Source organism: Streptoalloteichus tenebrarius (assembly GCF_024171885.1).
Classification (GTDB): domain Bacteria; phylum Actinomycetota; class Actinomycetes; order Mycobacteriales; family Pseudonocardiaceae; genus Streptoalloteichus; species Streptoalloteichus tenebrarius.
In genome coordinates, this window is the sequence record NZ_JAMTCP010000034.1 from 23,913 (window position 1) to 36,685 (window position 12,773).

Consider the following 12,773-nt stretch of genomic DNA (forward strand, 5'->3'; position numbering starts at 1 on the left):
AGAAGTCCTGACGCGCACTACCTCTGGGACATCGGGCGTTGGGCGGCGAGTTGCTGTTCGGCCTCCTCGATCTGCTGCTGCAACTGCCTCATGCGTTCCCGCTTGAGCATCAACTGGGTCGCGAGGGGAAGGGTGGCCATCATCTCCTCGGCGACCGCGCCCTTGGTGCCCTTGCAGCCGTGGCAGTCCCCGCATCCGGCGGCCAGGGCCTCCCCGACCAGGTCGGCGAGATCCCTGTTCTCCCGGATCAGTCGCACGATGTCCGCGGCCTCGTTCAGGGATACGGAGAAGGACTGTTGGTCCATCATCTCAACACCTCATCTCGCGGTGGACGGGTTCGCCCGTGGGTGACGTCGACGATCGGCAGGGTGCGGGTGGGAGGCCGAGGACCTGGCCGCTCGGCCTCGCCGAGCAGACAGGACTCGACCTGCTCGTAGATGGTGGCCAGGGTGCGTGGGAAGTAGCTCTGGAATCCCTCGCAGGCGGCGGCGAACAGGGAGCCGGTGTTGTCCCGGGCCTGTTTGGCGCACCCCGAGGTGTGAATGAGCGCGTAGGGGCACCGTGAGCACTGGTCGATGGCGCCGGGGAATCGGGAGAGCCAGGCGCGCGCGGCCTCGTGGTCGAGGTGGAGCGTGCCGCCGTGGTAGGTGCCGACCCGGTGTTCGGCGAATCCCACCTCGTCCCAACAGGAGTAGACGTCCCCCCGGGGATCGAACATCAACATGCCGGTCTCGGCCCCGCAGTTCGCGACCTGGGTGAAGGGGTACCTCCCGGAGAGCGCGCGGGAGAGGACGCCGTGGGCGTAGCCTTCGTAGCTCGCGAGACAGCTCTCCTGGTCAGCGCGGATCGTGTCCAGCACCTCGACCAGTTCCGGCCGTGTCACGAGCGTTTCGCGCCCGGCGTCCCCGGTCACCACGGCCGCCTCCGCCGAGAAGGCGCGGTGGCTTCCCCAGCCGCGTTCGAGGAAGAACGCGTTCATCCGCGCGAGTTCGTCGGCGTTGCTCCGGTCCACGTTGACCCGGACCATCACCCGCGCGCCGCGCGCGAGGGCCAGGTCGATGTTGTCGACGATGCGCTGGAACGTCTTCCGGAACCGCGGGCCGACGCGGCGCCGGTCGTGCAGGTCGGACATGCCGTCGAGGGTGATCTGGAGTTCCGCCAGGCCGTCGGGTCCGAGCAGGTCGGTGAACAGGTCGAGCTGCACTGCGTTGGTGACCGCGCGCAGGGTGGCGCCCCGCTCGGCCGCGCGTCGCGCGATGTGGCCGATGACGTCGCGGGTCTGCTCCTGGAGGGGTTCGCCGCCGAACAGCCCGAGCGCGCCTCGGCGGACGCTTCCGCTGTCCGCCGTGCCCTGCCCTTCCTGGGACAGGTCGAGGTGTTCGGCCAGTGCGCCGGGACGGTCGAAGTGGTCGATGACGCGGAAGGCGTCGTCGACCTGCTCGTGGCTCATGATCTTCGCGTAGACGCCCCTGCCGGCGTGCATCTCGTGCGGCTGGAAGCAGTAGGGGCAACGCAGGTTGCAGGTGTAGGCCGGGACGAAGAAGAAGCTGGGCGGTCTCAGCGCCAGCGCCGCGTCGTGGAGGGCGGTCGCGACCTCGACCAGGAGTTGGCGTTCGTTCTCCTCCGGGAGGTCGGTCAGGTAGCCGCGTTCCGTGAGATGTGCCCGGGCCCGGTCGTCGGAATCCCATGGCGGGGAGACCAGGGGCTTTCCCCGGTTCTCGACCAGGAAGGCGCCGGTTCGCGCCGGGACCTTGTCCAGGGTGCCGCGGATGCCGTGCAGGAGAAGGTAGAAGCGTTCGTCAGAGAGCGGTGCGCCGATCACGTAACTGCTCACCCGCACACGCGCCACCACCTCCGCAGATCCGGGACAGCGTCAGAGTCGGCCACCGGCCCACAGGGCACGCGTGACGACGTTCCCAGGTCGATTTCGGTAATCCGGCGAGCGCGCTGCGTACAGGGTAGGTCGCGGTGTCGTGGACCGCCTTCGGCCACGAGGCGCTTCCCCCGGCGGGGTGTGGTGCCGGGCGGTGAGCGCGGGGGCGCCGCGCAGGGCCTGCCCCACGCCGAACCCATCCAGCAGGTTGCGTGATCATCGCACCGGGACCGCGCTTCGTGCAGGGTTCCTTCATCTCAAGCCTTGACATGATGGATTCCTGCACCCAGGATCTGCCCATGCAGAGCGACGTCAGGGGACGGGAGCTGGACCGGCGCATCGTCGCGGCCCTCCAGCTCAACGGTCGGGCGCCGTGGGGCACGATCGCCCGGTACGTGGGGACCAGCGAGTCCACGGTCCTCCGGCGCGCCGCGCAACTGACCGAGAGCGGGCAGCTCAGGGTCATCGGCGTGGTCGACGTGCTGCGCTGCGGCCTCGGCGTGCCCGTCCTGGTCCGGTTCCGGTGCCGACCCGGCACCGCCACCGCGGTGGCCGAGGCCGTCGCGGCCCGACCGGAGACGCGTTACGCGAGCGTCCTGACGGGCAGCGCCGACTGCACCGCCGAGATCGTCCTGCCCTCGCACGAGGACGTCGCCCGGCTTGAGGTCCACCGGCTCGCGGGCGGCGACGACGTCCTGGAGACCGAGACGTTGGCCGTGATGCGCACGTTCACGTCCAACCACGACTGGGACTCCGGGGTGCTGGACGCCGACGCCGTGGCCGGGCTGCGCGGGACCGACGTCCGGCCGTTCGAGGAACAGCTCTGGGAGCGGCCGCCGGAGCGGCTGGACGAGCTGGACCTGGCGATCATCGCGGCGCTCGGCGAGGACGGCCGCATGCCCTACAAGGAACTCGCCCGGCAGGTCGGCGCGAGCGAGTCGACGGCGGCGCGCAGGGTGGACTCGCTGGTTCGCCGCGGCTGCCTGCGCTTCCGCACGCTGGCCGAGCCGGACATCCTCGGCTTCACCGTCGAGTTCATGCTGTGGCTGTCGGTGCTGCCCGGCCGGCTCGACGAGGCCGGACAGCAGTTGGCCTCCCACCCCGGCACCCGGTACCTGTCGGCCACCACCGGCCGGTTCAACCTCGTCGGCCAGGTGGCGCTGCGCCACTTCGGCGAGCTGTACCGGCACACCACCGACGTCGTCGGCGCGTTGCCCGGACTCCAGGCCGCCGACGTGACCCTCCAGGTGTCGACGCTCAAGCGCGCCTGGACCCCCACCCCCGCAACACGAACGACCCTGGAGGACGTGTGACCGAGCAACTCCAGCCCTGGCAGTGGGACGAGGCCACCTGGCGCGGCCATGTGGAGCGCGTCCGCGCGGGGCGTTCGCTGCGCCCCGCCTCGTGGCCCGGCGGGGCCAGGGTGGCCGTGGCCCTGTCGTTCGACTCCGACCACGAGACCCCCGCGCTGCGCGACGGCGAGGTGCTGCCCGGCAAGCTCGCGCAGGGCGAGTACGGCGCCCGGGTCGGCGTCCCCCGCGTTCTGCGGCTGCTCGACCGCTTCGGCGCCCCCGCGACGTTCTTCGTGCCCGCCGTGTCCGCGCTCCTGCACGACGGCGAGGTGAAGTCCTATGTGGACGGAGGGCACGAGGTCGCGCTGCATGGCTGGATCCACGAGCGCAACACCTCCCTGCCGCCCGCCGTCGAACGCGAGCTGGCCTTCCGCGCCGCGGACACCCTGGAGCGGCTGGCGGGAACCCGGCCCGTGGGCATCCGCACGCCCTCCTGGGACTTCTCCGCGCACACCCTCGCGATCACGCGTGAGCTGGGGCTGCGCTACGACTCCTCCCTCATGGCCGACGACGAGCCCTACGAGCTGCTCGCCGACGGCGAGCCCACCGGCGTCGTCGAGCTGCCCGTGGAGTGGATCCGCGACGACGCGCCGTACTTCATGATGGACAGGTTCGCGTCGCTGCGCCCCTACACGCCGCCGCGCGGTGTGCTCTCGATCTGGCGCGACGAGTTCGACGCCGCCTACGCCGAGGGCGGGCTGTTCCAGCTCACGCTGCACCCCCACATCATCGGCCACCGCTCCCGCATGATCGTGCTCACCGAGCTGCTGGAGCACATCGCCGGCCACGACGGCGTCTGGTTCGCCACGCACGCCCAGGTCGTGGACCACGTTCTGGCGCAGGAGGCTCCATGACCACCACCACCGAGGCCGGCACCGGGACCAGCGTCGAGGTCGGGACCGGCCAGGACCACCGCCTCTCCCCCGCGCAGCGCAGGGCGATCCTCGCCGGCGCCGTGGGCAACACCGTGGAGTGGGTCGACTGGGCGGTCTACGCCACCTTCGCCCCGGTCTTCGCCCAGCAGTTCTTCGCGCCGGGCAACGAGACCGCCGCGCTCCTGTCCACCCTGGCCGTCTTCGCCGTCGGCTTCGTGATGCGCCCCATCGGCGGCGCGGTCCTCGGCGCGTACAGCGACCGGCACGGCCGCAAGAAGGGCCTCACGCTCACGATCTCGCTGATGGCCGGCGCGTCGCTGGTGATCGCGGTGTGCCCGACCTACTCCCAGATCGGTGTGCTCGCCCCGCTCGTGCTGCTGCTCGCACGGCTGGTGCAGGGCTTCTCGGCCGGCGGCGAGTTCGGTTCGTCCTCGGCGTTCCTCATCGAGTCCGCGGCACGGGGACGGCGCGCCTTCGCCGGGTCGTGGCAGCAGGTCTCGGTCGGCGCCGGCGCGCTCATCGCCTCGCTGCTGGGCACGATCCTCAACTCCGCGTTGGACGAGGCGCAGTTGCACGGCTGGGGTTGGCGGCTGGCGTTCGGGATCGGCGGGCTGCTCGGCCTGGTCGGACTGTGGCTGCGACGTTCGGTGCACGAGACCGAGGCGTTCACGCGCATCAAGGACCGTCCTCGGCGCAACCCGTTGGTCACGATGGTGCGCGATCACCCGCGCGCCGCGCTGCGCGTGGTCGGGATGACCATCGCCGGCACCCTCATCTACTACGTGTGGGTCACCTACATGCCGACCTACGCGCACCTGGCGACCGGCATCCCGCTGCGCGAGGCGCTGCTGGCCAACACCCTGGCGATCGTGGTGTTCCTGGTGCTGCTGCCCTTCGGCGGCCTGCTGTCCGACCGGATCGGCCGCAAGCCGACGATGGCCGCGTTCGCCGGCGGGTTCCTGCTGTTCTCCTGGCCGGCGTTCCACTTCCTGGCGGCCAACTTCTGGTCCCTGCTGGTCATCGAGATCGCCGGGATGGTGCTCATCGTCGGCTACTCGGCCAACTGCGCGGTCATCATGGCCGAGCAGTTCCCCGCCGAGGTGCGCACGACCGGGATCGGACTGCCCTACGCGCTGGCCGTCGCGGTGTTCGGCGGGACCGCGCCGTACGTGACCACGTGGATGAACGCCCACCACTTCGGGCACCTGGTGTGGGTTTACGTCGCGGTCGCCGCGCTGGTCGGCCTCGCCGTCTACACCACCATGCCCGAGACCAAGGGGAAGGAACTCTAGTGCGCCACGTCCTGGTGACCGGGGCCGCCGGTGGGATCGGCGCGGCGATCGCGGCCCGTTTCGCCGCCGACGGCTGCCGGCTCACCCTCACCGACTACCGCGAGGCCGAACTCGCGGCGACCGCCGCGCGGTGGGGAGCCGCCCACCTGGCCGGCGACCTCGCCGACGCCGCGTTCGCCGAGTCCATTGTGGACCGTGCCGGCGAACTCGACGTGCTGGTCAACGCCGCCGGGATCTACCCGGCCACTCCCCTGCTGGAGATGACCGCCCACGCGTGGGACCGGGTGCAGGACGTCAACGTCCGCGCGGCCATGCTGACCACCGTCGCGTTCGGACGGCAGTGCGTCGCCTCGGGCAGGCCGGGCGTGGTCGTCAACATCTCCTCGGGCGCCGCGACCCGCGCCCGGCCCGGCGCCGCGCACTACGCCACGTCGAAGGCGGCGCTGGAGATGCTCACCAAGGCGTGCGCGGTCGAACTCGGCCCGCACGGGGTGCGCGTCAACGCCGTGAGCCCCGGGTTCGTCACCGTCGACAGCACGGCCAACCCGGTCACGGAGGAGTACGCGGCGGCGGTCTCGGTGAACCCGCTCGGCCGGCGCGGCCTGCCCGGCGACATCGCCGAGGCCGTGGTCTGGCTGGCCAGCGACCGGGCCGACTGGATCACCGGGGCCGTGCTCCGGGTCGACGGGGGCTCCACCGCCGGCGCTCCCCACCTGCCGCGGCACTGGACCGGCACGACCTCCGTCCAGGAGGGAACCGAAGGAGGAAGGGCCGCTCATGACTGAGGGTTACACCGTCGTCGGCGGTGGCGCGATCGGCGGGACGCTCGCGTTCCACCTCGCCCGCGCGGGGCACCCGGTCCGCGTCGTCGACGTCGACGCCGAGCACGTCGCGGCGATCCGCCGGAACGGCCTGGTGCTGCGGCACCCCGGCGGCGACGAGCGGGTGACGGTCGAGGCGGTCACGCCCGAGGAGGCGCCGGCGCGGCTGTCCCGGGTGCTGCTCGCGGTGAAGGCGCAGGCCACCGAGCAGGTGTTGCCGTGGCTGGCGCCCCGGCTGGCCCCCGACGGGTTCGTGGTGTCGCTCCAGAACGGGCTCAACGAGGCGACGATCGCGGCCGCCGTCGGCCCCGAGCGCACGATCGGCGCGTTCGTCAACCTCTTCGCCGACGTCGTCGAGCCCGGCGTGATCCGGGACGGCGGCGAGGGCGCCCTCGTCGTGGGCGAGCCGGACGGGCGCGTCACGCCTCGGGTCGAGCGGGTCGTGGCCGACCTCCAGGCGTGGGGACCGGCCAAGGCCACGGACAACGTGGAGGGCTTCCTGTGGGCCAAACTCGGGTTCGGCGCGATGCTCGCCACCACCGCCCTGGCCGACGCCCCCATGGCCGACCTGATCGACCGGCACCGGCCGCTGATGGCCACCGTCGCCGCCGAGGTGTTCGCCGTGGCGACGGCGGGCGGACGCCACCTTGAGGCGTTCGACCAGTTCGACCCCGCCGCGTACCTGCCCAGCGCTGACCCTGCCGACCGGGAGGCGGCCACGGACCGCCTGGTGGCGTGGCTGCGCACGCAGTCCAAGGACCGCAGCGGGATCTGGCGAGACATCGCCGTGCGTCACCGGCCTGTCGAGGTGCACCACCACTACCGGCCCGTGCTGGCCGAGGCCGCCGACCGCGGCATCGCGGTGCCCACGCTGACCGCCATGCTGGCCCGCCTCCGGGACGTCGAGACCGGCCAGCGGCCGATGAGCGAGGACCACCTGACCGAACTGGAGCGGAACCTGTGAGCGCCCGCCACACCACGGGAAGCGCCTGACCAGGACCTTCCCGCCCCGCGTGGTCCGTCTGGTCGGCCACCGCGCCGGCCGACCAGACGGACCGCCCTCCCCGCGGTGCCGCGAGCTGGCCCGTCATCGACATGCGCCAGGGCGTCACACCGTCTTGGCAGGGTTTCCGGGCGCGCGTGCGGGCTCAGGAGGGCAGGCTTCCGCGCACGGCCTTCAGCTTCGGTGTGTCTGGTCGCCAGCCGGGCGGGTGGTGGTGGTGGTGGTGACGGTGACAGCGTTCGCGGAGACGATCACGGCGACGGCGGCCCAGGAGGTCACGTCGAGGTGCTGGTCGAGGACCACCACGCCGACCAGCGCGGCCAGCACCGGGTTGACGCTCATGAAGATGCCGAAGTAGTGGGTCGGCACTCGGCGCAACGCCACCAGGTCCGACAGGAACGGCACGGCTGAGGACAGCACTCCGGCGGCCAACGCGCAGGCCAGGGCGGGCAGCGTCGGCGGGTGGTGCCACAGGGCCAGCCCACCCACGGGGAGGTACACCAGGGCGGAGACCCCAGCGGCGGCGGCCGACCCCTCCAGACCAGGCAGGCGCTCACCCACGGTCCGGTTGAGCAGGATGTAACAACCCCAGCAGACAGCCGCCAACAGCGCCAGACCGATGCCGAGATAGTCGGTGGACGGCTGGGGACGGGTGAGCACCACGACGGCCACGCCGGCGGCGATCGCACAGGCCAGGTCGGTGCGGCGACGAGAACCGGCCAACGCGACCGCGAGCGGGCCGAGGAACTCCAGCGTGACCGCGAGGCCGAGCCCGATCCGCTCGATCGCCGTGTACAGCGCCAGGTTCATCGTGGCGAACACCGCGGCCAGTCCCAGCACCGGCCACCACTGCGCCGCGGTGAACGAAAGCGGCCTCGGGCGACCAACTCCCAGGAGCACCACGGCAGCCACCCACTGGCGCACCGCGACCACGCCCACCGGGCCGATCACGGGGAACGCCAACGCGGCGACCGCCGCCCCGAGCTGGGTGGACAGGCCACTGCCGAGCATCAGGGACACACCGACAGCGCGGCCGGACCCCACCTTTGAGGCGAGGACGGGACCGGGCGCGCCTTCCTGTGACGAACGGACCACCATGCCCGCACCGTCCGACGCCGGCGTCCGGGCACAAAATGCGCTCGACACACCATCTATACGCTGGGCGTATGGATAAGCGTCGTGGTCGGCAGGCTGAGCTGGAGCTGAAGCACCTGCGCTACCTCGTCGCCATCGTCGACGCGGGCAGCTTCACGGACGCCGCCGTCGACCTCGGCGTCTCGCAGGCCGCCGTCTCCCGCACCCTGCTCGCGCTGGAACGCGTCCTCGGCGTGCGGCTGCTGCACCGCACCAGCCGCACGGTCAGCCCCACCAGCGCGGGCGCGCAGGTCATCGCCCGCGCGCGGATGCTGCTCCACGGCGCCGACGAGCTGGTCAGGGAAGTCTCCACCGGCCACACGCGACTGCGGATCGGCCACGCCTGGTCGGCCATGGGCCGCCACACCGCCGAATTCCAACGCCGCTGGCACGAGCGCCACCCCGAGGTCGAACTCCACCTGGTCCGCCACAACTCCCCCACGGCCGGCCTCGCCGAGGGTCTGTGCGACCTCGCCGTCATCCGCGCCTCCCTCGACCTGCGCCGCTGGTCGCACGCCGTGGTCGGCCACGAACCCCGTTACGTCGCCCTCGCCGCCGACGACCCCTGGGCCCGGCGGCGCGCCGTCCGCCTGGCGGAGATCTCCAGCCGAACCCTGGTCGTCGACCGCCGCACCGGCACCACGACGCTGGACCTGTGGCCGGAAGACGTCCGGCCCGCCGTGGAGCACATCCACGACGTCGACGACTGGCTCGCCGCGATCGCCACGGGCCGCTGCGTCGGTGTGACACCGCAGGCCACGGCCACCCAGTACCGCCGTGACGGCATCGTCTACCGCCCCCTCCGCGACGCCGCCCCCGTTCCCGTCCGCCTCATCTGGCGCCGGCACGACCCCCACCCCGCCACGCACGAGGTCGTCGCCCTCCTCACCGACCTCTACCGCGAGCAGAGCTGAGACCAGGGAAGACGCCCCTCGACGTCGCCGGAGCCGGGCACGGCACGGCCCCTGGACACGGAACTTGTGGACACGGAACTCGTGGAAAGAGATGTCCTGTCCTCGGGGCCAGGTCAGAGTCGACCGGGAGTCGAGTTCGTTCATCACCTCGGCGATCACCCGCAGCCCTGTCACCAGAGCGGTCAGGGCGGCGGTGCACGACCACCGCCAGAACCGGTCGTCGACACCTGGGATCACACCAGGCGCACCAGCTTTGAGGAGAGGCCCTAACGCGTGCTGGGCATCAGGAGGGACCCGGCGCGCTTGGCGCGGCGCACGATCGGCGCGGTCTCCACCTGGAGCAGCCCGGGCAGCGAGCCGATCCGGTCGGCGAGGTAGTCGGAGAAGGCGTCGGCGCGAGGGTGGCGATCGACTCCAGCATCGGGCGATGCGCACCAGCACGCCGCCGGCGCCCGCCGCACCTTCGCCTCCCACACCGGGGAAGGTCGATCGTGCGGCGGGCACCGTGAGCAGGCTGATCACGCCGTCAGGTGCTCCCCGTGGAGGCCTCACCACGAAGATCCACCTCGCCTGCGACGGCCATGGCCGGCCTCTGTCGGTGGTGTTGACCGGTGGCGTCATCAACGACCGCGTGCTGTTCGAGCAGGTGACGGCCGTGGTCGTGTTCCGGCGCCCCGGTCCGGGCCGACCCGCCACCAGGGGCGAGCCGGGTGATCGCGGACAACGGCTACTCCAGCCGAGCGATCCGCTCCTCCCCTGCGTGGGACGCCCGTATCCCCGCGACGATTCCCGAACCCCGGGATCAGCGGGCCAACCGACTGCGTCGCGGCCGGACAGGTGGTCGTCCCCCGCCTTTTCGACCCCGCCGCCTACCGACGCCGCACCGTGGTCGAACGCTGCTTCAGCCGGCTCAACCAGGGGCGCGCTCCCGCCACCCGCCACGACAAGACCGCCACCTCCTACCCAGGCACGATCAATCGGGCCACCCTGCTCATCGGGCTTTGAGGACACGACCTAGTGCGTCGGGCGGACCACGGCGACGGGGCACTCGGCGGAGCGGAGCAGCGCCCTGCTCACCGAGCCGAGGACGGCCGCGCCGACCCGGTGCCGCCCGTGGGTGCCGACGACCAGCAGGGAGGCGTCCTCCGAGCGGTGGAGGAGTTCGGGCACGGCGTCCCCCGGCACCGAGGCGCTGTAGGCCCGGACGTCGGGGTAACCCTCGGCCACGGCGGTGATCACGCCGGCGAGGCTCCGCTCGTGCTCGTCCCGCTCGGCGCCCTCCCCGCCCGGGGTGGTGGACGGCGTGGCCAGGCAGTGCACGGCGTGCAGCTCCGCACCGCGCGAGGACGCCTCGGCGAAGGCGAACCGCAGGGTGTCGGTGGCGGTCGCCGCGTCGTTCACGCCCACGACGACCGGCCCGCCGCGCGGCGCGGGCGGCCGGTCCACGGGGACGGCGACCACCGGGCAGGTGGCGGACACGCTCATGTCGCCGGCCATCGAGCCCAGCACCACCTCGGCCAGCGCCCCGTGCCGCCGCGCGCCGAGGACGAGCATCGCCGCCCTGGCCGACTCCTCGCGGAGGGCGAGGTCGGGGCGGCCACTGGCCAGCTCGGCGGTGAGGCCCAGCGCGGGGTGCGCCGCCCTGACCTGGCGCGCCGCGTGATCGAGGGCGACCCGTCCTGCCTCGCGCACGGCGAGATCGTCCACCGGCGGAAGCGGCCCGCCGAGGGTGACCGGGATGGCGTAGGGCATGGCGGCGTACACGTGGACCAGGTGGAGGGGCAGGCCCCTCCGGGCCGCCTCCTCCGCCGCCCACGCGACGACCTTGGCGTCGTCCTCCTCGGCTCCGGAGATGCCGGCGACCACGCGCCCCTCCGGACGCCTCACGGCACGCGCCCCGCCGCCGGCGCGCTCCGCTCGCGCGGACGCGGACGCGGACGCGGACGTGGTCGTCGTGGCGGTGGCCGGGGCCGTGGGCGCGGCCTCCGCCGGGCTCGACGGCACGCCCTGGCCCGGGATGAGCTGGTTGCGCACCCCGACGACGCCGGGGAGCGCGCGCACGGCGCGGACCACCCGCTCCTGGCCGACCCGGCTCGGGGCCCGCCCGAGGAGTGCCACGACACCGAGTTCGACCCTGACCTCGATCGCCGACGCCTCCGACGCGGCGATCTCGTCGAGCAGCGCGCGGACGTCGTCGCGGATGCGCTCGTCCGGCCGCAGGTAGAGGCGGAGCAGGTCGCGGCGGGCGACCACACCGACCAGGCTCCCGGACTCGTCGACGACGAACATGCGGCGCACGTTGGCCTCGGCGAGCCGGCGAGCCACCGCCACGACCGGGTCGTCCTCGCGGACGCACGCGACACCGGGGGTCATCACGTCGGCGGCCGTGCGCCCCTCGGCCCTGCGACAGCGCTCCTCCGGGTCGCGGGTGGACAGCAGCGTTGGCGCGCGGTCGAGCCCTGACCGGTACTCCTCCTTGGCGAGCAGGTCGGACTCGGACACCACACCCAGGAGCCGGCCGTCGTCGTCGGTCACGGGGACGGCGCTGATCCCCTTGTCGTTCAACAACGCCACGATGTCCTTGAACGGTGTGTCAGGGCGGATGGTGACCACGCCCCGCGTCATCACCGAGGAGACGGTGGGTGTTGGCATCGGTGCCTCCGTGGGGTCGTCGGGGAGGGACGGCGTCGGCCCGGCGGCGCGTCGGACGGCCCTGGCCGTGCCGGCTGTGCTGGTAACGGTCCCTCGCGGCGGTCACTGGTGACCGCGGGACGAGGCCTGTCGCCGACGACGCCGGGGAGCCGGTGTCTGGGCGGCTGAGTACCCGTTGCCCGGCGCGACGAACACCCCTCGGGCGAAGATCACCCCACCTGACCAGGCGGCGGCCGGTGGTCGTGGGTGCGGGCGCGGTCAGGAGGCGGGGCGGGGGTTCGGGACGAGCACGACGTGGGCCGACTCCGCACCGGGCACCGCGTGGACGAGCGCCAGCACGATCCGTCGTTCCGCCTCGTCCTCGAAGGTCCCGTGGACGGTGACGACGTCGCCGGACACGTGCGCGATCCAGCGGTACGCCCCCGCGTAGTCGTCCAGTTGGCGTTGGACAGCGACTCCCATGATCTCTCCCAGCCACGTGGCGCGTTCGATGCTCATCCGGACTCCTCGCAACGGTTCCCGGTCTCGTTCCCGGTCTTCCGACGGTAGGAAGCGGCACGACGACTCCGACATGGCCGAAGGTCCCGTGACGCACCGCGAACGCCCCGGGACCGCTCACCGCGCGCTCAACGCCGAGGAACACGTCGGAGGACAGAGCCGGGGGCACCGGGCAGCGGAGGAGGCGGGGTGGCCGTCCTCGTCCCTGGCCACCCCGCCTCGTCACTCCCGTCACTGGCGCTTCCGTCAGGCCCGACCTGACGGAACCGGAACGTGACCGGTCACGGCGACGCCGCCCTGTCCCCTCTGGCCCCCGCCCGGGGAAAGGCGGTCCCCTCGTCGCCACCACCAAGCCTGCC

13 protein-coding genes and 1 pseudogene are annotated in these 12,773 nt (G+C 72.6%); 8 read left to right on the plus strand and 6 right to left on the minus strand.

Annotation, left to right across the window (positions count from 1 at the left end):
• Positions 1-17: 17 nt before the first annotated feature.
• Together LX15_RS23505 and LX15_RS23510 are read right to left on the minus strand one after the other, a co-directional pair.
• Entirely contained in the window at positions 18-308 is a 291-nt protein-coding gene (locus LX15_RS23505) for a hypothetical protein (RefSeq protein WP_253671815.1), read from the minus strand.
• On the minus strand, positions 305-1,840 hold the full coding sequence (locus LX15_RS23510; protein WP_253671816.1) for a radical SAM/SPASM domain-containing protein: 1,536 nt from the start codon (positions 1,838-1,840) through the stop codon (positions 305-307). Before LX15_RS23510 ends, LX15_RS23505 begins: the two co-directional genes overlap by 4 nt.
• Positions 1,841-2,172: 332 nt before the next feature.
• Between LX15_RS23510 and LX15_RS23515 the strand changes: the two genes are divergently transcribed.
• From LX15_RS23515 to LX15_RS23535, 5 genes are read left to right on the plus strand one after another with little or no spacing between them, the layout of a single operon-like run.
• The gene (locus tag LX15_RS23515; RefSeq protein WP_253671817.1) at positions 2,173-3,186 is read left to right on the plus strand and encodes an Lrp/AsnC family transcriptional regulator; all 1,014 of its coding nucleotides are present in this window, start codon (positions 2,173-2,175) and stop codon (positions 3,184-3,186) included.
• On the plus strand, positions 3,183-4,079 hold the full coding sequence (locus LX15_RS23520) for a polysaccharide deacetylase family protein (protein ID WP_253671818.1): 897 nt from the start codon (positions 3,183-3,185) through the stop codon (positions 4,077-4,079). The genes LX15_RS23515 and LX15_RS23520 overlap by 4 nt, the downstream gene beginning before the upstream one ends.
• Complete coding sequence (locus tag LX15_RS23525; protein ID WP_253671819.1) at positions 4,076-5,392, plus strand: MFS transporter; 1,317 nt, start codon at positions 4,076-4,078, stop codon at positions 5,390-5,392. The genes LX15_RS23520 and LX15_RS23525 overlap by 4 nt, the downstream gene beginning before the upstream one ends.
• Positions 5,392-6,177 carry an SDR family NAD(P)-dependent oxidoreductase gene (locus LX15_RS23530; protein WP_253671820.1) on the plus strand — a complete coding sequence of 262 codons (786 nt, stop codon included), beginning with the start codon at positions 5,392-5,394 and terminating at the stop codon, positions 6,175-6,177. Before LX15_RS23525 ends, LX15_RS23530 begins: the two co-directional genes overlap by 1 nt.
• Positions 6,170-7,177 carry a ketopantoate reductase family protein gene (locus LX15_RS23535; protein WP_253671821.1) on the plus strand — a complete coding sequence of 336 codons (1,008 nt, stop codon included), beginning with the start codon at positions 6,170-6,172 and terminating at the stop codon, positions 7,175-7,177. Before LX15_RS23530 ends, LX15_RS23535 begins: the two co-directional genes overlap by 8 nt.
• A 213-nt stretch (positions 7,178-7,390) precedes the next feature.
• Here LX15_RS23535 and LX15_RS23540 read toward each other — a convergent pair whose 3' ends face one another.
• The gene (locus tag LX15_RS23540; protein ID WP_253671822.1) at positions 7,391-8,227 is read right to left on the minus strand and encodes an EamA family transporter; all 837 of its coding nucleotides are present in this window, start codon (positions 8,225-8,227) and stop codon (positions 7,391-7,393) included.
• A gap of 155 nt (positions 8,228-8,382) precedes the next feature.
• On the opposite strand from LX15_RS23540, the gene LX15_RS23545 reads away from it, so the two are divergent.
• The gene (locus LX15_RS23545) at positions 8,383-9,264 is read left to right on the plus strand and encodes a LysR family transcriptional regulator (RefSeq protein ID WP_253671823.1); all 882 of its coding nucleotides are present in this window, start codon (positions 8,383-8,385) and stop codon (positions 9,262-9,264) included.
• Positions 9,265-9,530: 266 nt separating this feature from the next.
• Here the strand turns inward: LX15_RS23545 and LX15_RS23550 are convergent, their stop codons facing one another.
• Positions 9,531-9,725, minus strand: a complete 195-nt coding sequence (locus tag LX15_RS23550; RefSeq protein WP_253671824.1) for a hypothetical protein — start codon at positions 9,723-9,725, stop codon at positions 9,531-9,533.
• Between the two features lie 68 nt (positions 9,726-9,793).
• Here LX15_RS23550 and LX15_RS33850 point away from each other — a divergent pair.
• Positions 9,794-9,892, plus strand: a pseudogene (locus LX15_RS33850) (IS5-like element ISNeu3 family transposase); the annotation flags it as partial.
• A 209-nt stretch (positions 9,893-10,101) separates the two neighbouring features.
• The gene (locus LX15_RS23560; RefSeq protein WP_372502783.1) at positions 10,102-10,269 is read left to right on the plus strand and encodes a hypothetical protein; all 168 of its coding nucleotides are present in this window, start codon (positions 10,102-10,104) and stop codon (positions 10,267-10,269) included.
• Between the two features lie 9 nt (positions 10,270-10,278).
• On the opposite strand, the gene LX15_RS23565 is transcribed toward LX15_RS23560, so the two are convergent.
• Both LX15_RS23565 and LX15_RS23570 read right to left on the minus strand, forming a co-directional pair.
• Complete coding sequence (locus LX15_RS23565) at positions 10,279-11,916, minus strand: universal stress protein (RefSeq protein WP_253671825.1); 1,638 nt, start codon at positions 11,914-11,916, stop codon at positions 10,279-10,281.
• A gap of 258 nt (positions 11,917-12,174) precedes the next feature.
• Positions 12,175-12,414, minus strand: coding sequence for a hypothetical protein (locus LX15_RS23570; protein ID WP_253671826.1), 240 nt, complete (start codon positions 12,412-12,414; stop codon positions 12,175-12,177).
• Positions 12,415-12,773 lie beyond the last annotated feature (359 nt).

Excerpts from the sequence above, each read along its gene's own strand:
- LX15_RS23535 (WP_253671821.1), top strand. The coding sequence starts at position 6,170 with ATGACTGAGGGTTACACCGTCGTCGGCGGTGGCGCGATCGGCGGGACG.
- LX15_RS23525 (WP_253671819.1), top strand. The coding sequence starts at position 4,076 with ATGACCACCACCACCGAGGCCGGCACCGGGACCAGCGTCGAGGTCGGG.
- LX15_RS23505 (WP_253671815.1), bottom strand. The coding sequence starts at position 308 with ATGATGGACCAACAGTCCTTCTCCGTATCCCTGAACGAGGCCGCGGAC.
- LX15_RS23540 (WP_253671822.1), bottom strand. The coding sequence starts at position 8,227 with ATGCTCGGCAGTGGCCTGTCCACCCAGCTCGGGGCGGCGGTCGCCGCG.
- LX15_RS23570 (WP_253671826.1), bottom strand. The coding sequence starts at position 12,414 with ATGAGCATCGAACGCGCCACGTGGCTGGGAGAGATCATGGGAGTCGCT.
- LX15_RS23515 (WP_253671817.1), top strand. The coding sequence starts at position 2,173 with ATGCAGAGCGACGTCAGGGGACGGGAGCTGGACCGGCGCATCGTCGCG.
- LX15_RS23545 (WP_253671823.1), top strand. The coding sequence starts at position 8,383 with ATGGATAAGCGTCGTGGTCGGCAGGCTGAGCTGGAGCTGAAGCACCTG.
- LX15_RS23565 (WP_253671825.1), bottom strand. The coding sequence starts at position 11,916 with ATGCCAACACCCACCGTCTCCTCGGTGATGACGCGGGGCGTGGTCACC.